The 6,894-nt window shown below is 71.1% G+C and carries 7 protein-coding genes and 1 tRNA gene; 4 read left to right on the top strand and 4 right to left on the bottom strand.

Annotated elements, in window-relative coordinates; all coding sequences use genetic code 11:
- Positions 1 to 1,673 (top strand): MFS transporter (locus tag FOE67_RS11800; RefSeq protein WP_182663351.1); only part of this gene is annotated, 1,673 nt, incomplete at its 5' end.
- Between the two features lie 89 nt (positions 1,674 to 1,762).
- On the opposite strand, the gene FOE67_RS11795 is transcribed toward FOE67_RS11800, so the two are convergent.
- Together FOE67_RS11795 and FOE67_RS11790 are read right to left on the bottom strand one after the other, a co-directional pair.
- Positions 1,763 to 1,984, bottom strand: coding sequence for a DUF397 domain-containing protein (locus FOE67_RS11795; protein ID WP_182663349.1), 222 nt, complete (start codon positions 1,982 to 1,984; stop codon positions 1,763 to 1,765).
- Positions 1,981 to 2,796 (bottom strand): helix-turn-helix domain-containing protein, encoded by an 816-nt coding sequence (locus tag FOE67_RS11790; RefSeq protein WP_182663347.1) that lies wholly within the window; start codon positions 2,794 to 2,796, stop codon positions 1,981 to 1,983. The genes FOE67_RS11795 and FOE67_RS11790 overlap by 4 nt, the downstream gene beginning before the upstream one ends.
- A 208-nt stretch (positions 2,797 to 3,004) precedes the next feature.
- Here FOE67_RS11790 and FOE67_RS11785 point away from each other — a divergent pair, with 208 nt between their 5' ends.
- Positions 3,005 to 3,301 (top strand): DUF2087 domain-containing protein, encoded by a 297-nt coding sequence (locus FOE67_RS11785; RefSeq protein ID WP_182663345.1) that lies wholly within the window; start codon positions 3,005 to 3,007, stop codon positions 3,299 to 3,301.
- A gap of 26 nt (positions 3,302 to 3,327) precedes the next feature.
- Here the strand turns inward: FOE67_RS11785 and FOE67_RS11780 are convergent, their stop codons facing one another.
- Entirely contained in the window at positions 3,328 to 3,918 is a 591-nt protein-coding gene (locus tag FOE67_RS11780) for a DUF4232 domain-containing protein (protein WP_323384775.1), read from the bottom strand.
- A gap of 301 nt (positions 3,919 to 4,219) precedes the next feature.
- On the opposite strand from FOE67_RS11780, the gene FOE67_RS11775 reads away from it, so the two are divergent.
- Together FOE67_RS11775 and FOE67_RS11770 are read left to right on the top strand one after the other, a co-directional pair.
- Positions 4,220 to 4,741, top strand: coding sequence for a VOC family protein (locus FOE67_RS11775; RefSeq protein WP_182663341.1), 522 nt, complete (start codon positions 4,220 to 4,222; stop codon positions 4,739 to 4,741).
- A 359-nt stretch (positions 4,742 to 5,100) separates the two neighbouring features.
- A complete protein-coding gene (locus FOE67_RS11770; RefSeq protein ID WP_323384773.1) occupies positions 5,101 to 6,429 on the top strand; it encodes a phytase in 1,329 nt (442 codons plus the stop codon).
- A gap of 259 nt (positions 6,430 to 6,688) precedes the next feature.
- Here FOE67_RS11770 and FOE67_RS11765 read toward each other — a convergent pair.
- Positions 6,689 to 6,776: transfer RNA gene (locus FOE67_RS11765), tRNA-Leu, on the bottom strand.
- Between the last annotated feature and the right edge of the window lie 118 nt (positions 6,777 to 6,894).

The raw sequence follows: 6,894 nt of genomic DNA, 5'->3' as shown, positions 1-6,894 counted from the left end.
CCACCCGGGACCGGGACCCCGCCCGGGCCGCCGACGACGCCCCCGGGGCCACCGGCACCCCCGTACCGACCGACGATCTCGACGGCATACCCCCCGATGTGTACCGGCGCCGATGGCGGGTCCTGGCCGCCATGTGCACCAGCCTGCTCACCGTCATGCTCGCCAACGGCAGCCTCAACCTGGCCCTGCCGTCGCTGAGCACCGACCTGGGCCTGACCACCCTCCAGCAGACCTGGGTCATCGACCTCTACTCGTTGACCTTCGCCGCGCTGCTGTTCACCGCCGCCACCGTGGGCGACCGTTACGGCCGCCGTGTCGTCATGCAGGCGGGCCTGCTCGTCTTCGTCGCCTCCTCGGCCTACGCCGCACTCGCCGTCGATTCGGGGGCCGGCCTCATCCTCGCCCGGGGACTCATGGGCGTGGGCGCGGCCATGGTCATGCCCACCACCCTGTCGATCATCAACAACGTCTTCCCCCGCCACGAGCGCCCCCGCGCCATCGCCGTGTGGACCGGCATCGCCGGCGTGGGCGCCTCCCTCGGGTCGATCCTCAGCGGCGTACTGCTGGAGCGCTACGACTGGCGCTCCGTCTTCGTCGTCGGTGCCCTGCTCGCCCTCGGCGCCCTCGTGGCCAACCAGGTCCTCGCCCCCGAGTCCCGCGACGAGCGCCGGACACCCGTCGACTGGTGGGGCGGCCTGCTGTCCACCATCGGCATCTTCGGCCTGGTGTACGCCATCATCGAGGGCCCCTCGCACGGCTTCACCGACCCCGGCGTGCTCGTCGGCGCGATGGCGGCCGTCCTCGGCCTCGGTCTCTTCGTCTGGTGGCAGACCCGCACCGACCACCCGATGCTCGACCTCAAGCTCTTCCGCAACCCGGTCTTCGGCGTCTCCTCCCTCACCTGCGCCATCGCGTTCTTCGCCCTCTTCGGCGCCTTCTACGCGCTGGCCCAGCTCTTCCAGCTGATCCTGGGGTACGGGCCGCTCAAGGCATCGCTGGTGACCCTGCCGATCATGCTCCCGATGATGATCCTCGCCCCCCTGGTGCCCAACATCGTCCGGGCCCGGGGGCCCCGGGCCGTCATCTCCTTCGGCCTGACCGTCATGGCCGTGGGCTTCCTGCTCGGCTCCGGCTGGGACGCGGACGTCACCTACTGGGGCGTGCTGGTCCCCATCCTCGTGGTCATCGTCGGCATGGCCCTGGCCATGCCGCCCGCGACCGAACTGCTCATGTCCAGCGTGCCGCGCAACCGTTCCGGCATGGGCTCGGCCATGAACGACACCACCCGCGAACTCGGCGGCGCCCTCGGCATCGCCATCCTCGGCTCCATGCTGGCCTCCGGCTACGCCGCCGGGATCGCCGACGCCGTGCGCGACCTGCCCGCCGAACTGCGGGGCCTGGCCGAGGACAGCTTCGCCGTCGCCCTGCACGCCGTGGTGCCGGCCGTGGCCGAGAGCGCGGGGGAGGAGGCCGCCGCCGGTTACCTCGCGACCTTCGAGGCCGCCTGGATGAACGGGCTCACGCAGGCCATGCTGGTCTCCTCCGTCCTCGCCTTCGTGGCCGCCGCCGTCGCCTTCACCTTCATGCCCCGCCACGCCGGGAAGACAGCGGACGCTGCGGCCTCCGTCGAGCCCGCCGCCGAGGAGGGCGAGAAGGCCACCACCCCGGCCTGACCCCGCCTGCGGACCTCAACGGTGCCCGTCTCCCCGCTCGGGAGGCGGGCACCGCCGCGTGACGGAACCCGGCACGTCGTCGGCCGCCGTCACGCGCCGTCCGACCGCCCCCGGTCGAGGGCGAACCCGAGGAACGCCGACCACCCCTCCGTCGGCACGGCCACCACCGCACCCCCCACCCGCTTGGAGTCCCGCAGCAGCACCCATCGGGGCACGGCGGCCATCTCCACGCACTCGCCGCCCTCCTCACTGCTGTGGCTGCTCCTGACCCAGCGACGGGGTGCGGGGTTCTCGTATCGCTCCGGGCTCATGGCTCCCCTTCCAGCGCTTTCTCCATGAAGGTCAACGACTCACGTGGGTTGAGCGCCTGGGCCCTGAGAATGCCGTACTTGGCCTCCAACCCACGAACCGATTCCCGCTTCGTGTGCAACTGACTCACGTTCTGGACCTCCAGATAGGCGACCCGCTTGCCGTCGGAGGTCTCCATCAGGGTGAAGGGGCCCGCCAGCCCGGCATTCTCCTGTCGCTCCATCGGCATGATCTGGATCTCCACCTCCCGCCTCCTCCCCACCTGCAGAAGCCGCTCCACCTGCTCCCGGAGCACGCCGCTTCCGCCGATGGGACGCCGCAGGATCGACTCGTCCAGGACGAAGCTCATCAAAGGAGGCCGGCGGTCGCTGATATGGGCCTGTCGTTCCATGCGGGCCACCACCCGCTCCTCGATCACCTCGTGGGGGAGAGGCGGACGCATCATCCCGAAAACGGCCCTCGCGTACTCCTCGGTCTGCAACAGGCCCGGGACGGCCTGGCAGGCGTAGACGTGGATCTCCACGGCCCGCGCCTCCAGGCGGGCGGCGTCGCGGAAGAAGGCCGGGTACCGGGCCTGTGCCAGCTCCTCCTTCATCGCCCGCAACAGGCCGCCGGCGCCCAGGACCTCGTCCGCGCTCTCGATCAACTCCGGGGAGGGGATGCGCCGCCCCTGCTCCACCGAGGCGATCTGCTCCCTTCCGTAACCCACCCAGGCGCCCAACTCCTCACGCGAGAGCCCCTCCCGCTCGCGCAGCAGTTTCAACTGGCGCCCGAAACCGCGCAGGAGCCCGGTGTCGTCACCCCGCTCGCCCATCCCACGCCCTCCTCGATCCCGGCTCCGGTCCCGGGTGCCATTCCCCCAAGACCCGTCATCACGGTAAGGGTTGTCGGCGTAACTCAGAGTGCTTGTGATGGAGGATCACTCGAACGTGTGATCGTGATCCGTCCGGGCCGACGAGGAGTCCGGCTTCCGGGGGAAAACGGTTTGCCCCGGCCGTCCATGGCCGGGAAGACTCCCGGCCATGGACGACCCCGGGGCACACCACGAATCCGGCGGGGCGCGCGATGTCCCGGCCATGTTCACCGACGGACGGTTGAAGACCATCCCGCGTCGCACCGCCCGCCGCGCACAGCTCCTCGAACACCTGGCGCGGACCCTCTTCGACCCCGGACGGGGATACACCGAGCGCGAGGTCAACGAGGCGCTGGCGAACGTCCACGACGACTACCCGGCCCTTCGCCGATACCTCGTGGAGGCGGGCCTGTTGACCCGAACCCGCGACGGATCCGAGTACCGCCGCACGTCGACCACCCCGTGATCCACCCCCGCGTTCCCGCCGGTTGATCAAGGGGCCGGGGGAAAGGGCTTCCAGGCCGAGACGCCGGCGATCCCCGTGCTGCCGGTGTCGATGTCACCGTCGGGAACCACCAACTGCGCCTCCTCGCCCGGTATCGGTGACACCGTCAGGTATGGCGCCGGATAGCGGAAATCATCGACGTGGGTCACGGTGTTCCGCCACATCAACCCGGCGGACGCCTGCTCACCCGGCTCCAGGTCGAAGGGGACCGGCGGATCGTCGAACCCCTCCACGAAGGCGATGTCCCCGGAGCCGTTCACCACCTCCACGTCGAGCGCCTCCGCGTCCTCGTCGAGCAGGGTGACCCCCGGATACCCCTCGATGCGTCGAGGGGTGTCACCACAGTTGACGAGCCGCAACCCCATGACCCGCAGTCCCATCGCGGGATTGGTGAAGTCGGCGGTCACCCGCAACCCCGACGGGGGACAGGAGATGTCCTCCTGCGCCGGTTCCACGGGTGGCTCGTCCGAGGAAGGGGGCGAGGGGACGGGGTCCACCGGTGCGACCGGCGGCCCGTCCCCGCCCGGATCGCCGACGGCCACGGTGCCGCACCCCGTCAGGAGGGCAACGCCGAGCACGATGACCCCCGCCACCGGGGTCCGGGCAGCCCGGACGGTGCGTGGTGAACGGAACGGTGTGGAGACGGGTAACGAGTGCATTCGGGGATTCTCATCACACCGAGCCGCTGTCCGTCCACCTCCACCGGCACCACCTGCCGGGTCCCGGTCCCCCTCCACTCCCCGGCGCGTCGCACGGGACGTACCGCCGGGGACGGAGGTCCGGAGGTCGAGGCGAAGGCGGTGGCACTCCGCCCATCGGCCCGCCCCTACGCCCAAAGGGCGATACCGCCCCGGTGCCGAGTTCCGTCAACATCGGCCCATGCGACCCTTCCGGCCGTCCCACCCGGATATCGGCGCGGTGCGTTTCGCCCGCCCGACCGCCGCCTACGAGGAGGCCCTCGTCTTCTACCGCGACGTCCTCGGTCTACCGGTGCTCGCCGAATGGCGTGGCAAGCGCGGCTACGACGGAGTCGTCCTCGGACTGCCGGGAACCCCGGTGCATATGGAACTGCTCCAACACGGCGATCCACCACGCATTCCCGAACCCCATCCCGAGAATCAACTCGTGCTCTACCTCCGGGGCCCCGAGGCGGTGATCACCACCACCCGGCGGCTCGCGGACCACGGCCACGAGCCGGTTCCCGCCGCCAACCCGTACTGGTCGGAACGCGGTGCCCCGGTCTTCCGGGACCCGGACGGTTGGTCGGTCGTCCCGGCGCCGTGGGTTTTCGGCGAGGATCCGCCTCCGACACCCGGGCGCCTCCCCGCCAGGGCCGGCCCGCGCGAATTTCCCACGGCTCTCCCCGAACCGAAGGAACCCGATGGCCCCTGTTTCCCGTGAGGACCGGATGCGGACAACTCTCCGGCGGGCGATGGCTCGTTCCCTCGGAAGGGCGGCCGATACGGGAGTGATCGAGTCGGGTGACTCCCGGAACCACCTCCTCGGCCTCCATGTGCGTTGCCGGGCGGCCACAACCCCCCGGTCGCGGGAGGGTCTGGCATCCTCATCGCCGCCGGCCTGTCCGATCGGGCGGTCCGGCCCACGCATCGCGCCGGGCCCGCAGGGCACGGCCTCGCGCTTCCGACCGGAGGCGAGACCGCACCGATCGGCCGTGCACCGTTCACACCCGCGTACGACCGGATTCTCCGACCGCCCGTAACGTCCTCCGGGTTCTGCGCCCCCACCAGCGAGGAAGTAACGTGAGCGCTTCTCCCGTCACCGCTCTGGTCGCTGCCCTGGCCATGGCGGCCGGCGCCGCCTCCCAGCCCTCGGCCCCGGCCCCGGTCCCGGTCCACGCGACCGCCCAGACCCCGGTCGCCCATGCCGACAAGGCGGGTGGCGAGGCCGACGCCGACGACCCGGCCATCTGGGTTCACCCGGACCGCCCGGAGCTCAGCCTGGTGATCGGCACCCTGAAGAAGGGCGGCCTGGAGGTGTACGGTCTCGACGGCCGTCGCCTCCAGCACCTCCCCGCTCCCGCCGCACCGACACCGGGCGCAGCGGTGGGACGTTTCAACAACGTCGACGTGATCCACGGTTTCCGGCTTGGCGGGAAGAAAACCGACTTGGCGCTGGTCAGCGACCGGGGCCGCGACCGGATCCGGGCATACGCCATCGATCCCGCCGCCGTGGCGGCGGGCCGCCCGCCGCTCAGGGACGTGACGGCCTCCGATGTCGCCCCGGTCTTCGCCGCCGACGAGCAGCAGGTGAACGAGCAGCGCACCTCCTACGGACTGACCGCCTACCGCGACGGCGGGAAGAGTTATGTGGTGGTCTCCCGGCGCAACGAGACCCGGGTCGGGCTGCTGGAACTCAAGGAGCAGGAGGGCCGCGTCGGCTACAGGACCGTGGACACCATCGACCTGCCCCACACTTTCGTTCTGCCCGACGGCACCCGGTGGACCCCGTGCGAGGACCCCGGTGAGCGCCCGCAGGTCGAGGGCATGGCCGTCGACCGGGAGAAGCGGGTGCTCTACGCCGGGCAGGAGGATGTCGGGTTGTGGCGGGTGAGGGTCGACGGCGGAAAGTTCGGGAAGCCGAAGCTGATCGATCGGGTCCGTGAGTACGGCGTGCCGTGGACGTACGACGAGGAGGAGGAGTGCGTTCTCCACACGGACCAGGACCCGGGCTTCGGCGGCCGGAGCCTCTCCGCCGACGCCGAAGGAGTCACCATCTACCAGGCCGGCAAGGGAGCCGGCTATGTGATCGTCTCCAGCCAGGGTGACGACACCTTCGCGGTGTACCGGCGGACCGGGGGCAACGAGTACGTCGGCTCGTTCGCCATCACCGACGGCCCGGTGACCGACGGGGTGCGGCACTCGGACGGCGCGACCGTGGTGAACGTCCCGCTGGGACGGGACTTCCCCATGGGCCTGTTGGTCACCCATGACGGCGAGGCGACCGCCGAGCCGGGCCGGGACGCCGCCGCCACGAACTTCAAGTTCACTCCGTGGGAGGCCGTGGCCACGGCGTTCCCCGTACCGCTGACCATCGACACCGGGTCGTTCAACCCCCGCGACGCGCGCTGACCTCACGGACCGACGTCCCGGAGGGCCCGGGCCGTGTCGTCCCGTACGTCCCGCTTCCCGGAAGGGAGGGGGAACCGGATCGCCCGCGCAGTCCTCGAACCGGGCGCCCCGCCCCCGGTCCCGGGGTGGGGCGCTCCTCACGGGACGGGCGGCCCTCGCTCACGACCCGACCACGGGAGGGCGTTCCCGATCACGCACCCGGGACCCGGTGACCCCGCACAGCGAAACGACCCCGGCCGGAGAGGCCGGGGTCGTGGTGTGGTGTCCGAGGGGGGACTTGAACCCCCACGCCCGATAAAGGGCACTAGCACCTCAAGCTAGCGCGTCTGCCATTCCGCCACCCGGACAAGGTGTCGTGCCGGGGCCGTGCCCTCGGCGACAGGGGAAACCTTAGCAAAGGTCCGGGGGCGCGCGATCACCGCCGCCGACCCTTGGGTCGGGCCGGGGGAGGGGGGAGGATGGGCG

The sequence above is a fragment of the Streptomyces calidiresistens genome (assembly GCF_014141525.1).
Lineage (GTDB): Bacteria > Actinomycetota > Actinomycetes > Streptomycetales > Streptomycetaceae > Streptomyces > Streptomyces calidiresistens.
This window is presented reverse-complemented; position numbering and strand designations above follow the sequence as displayed.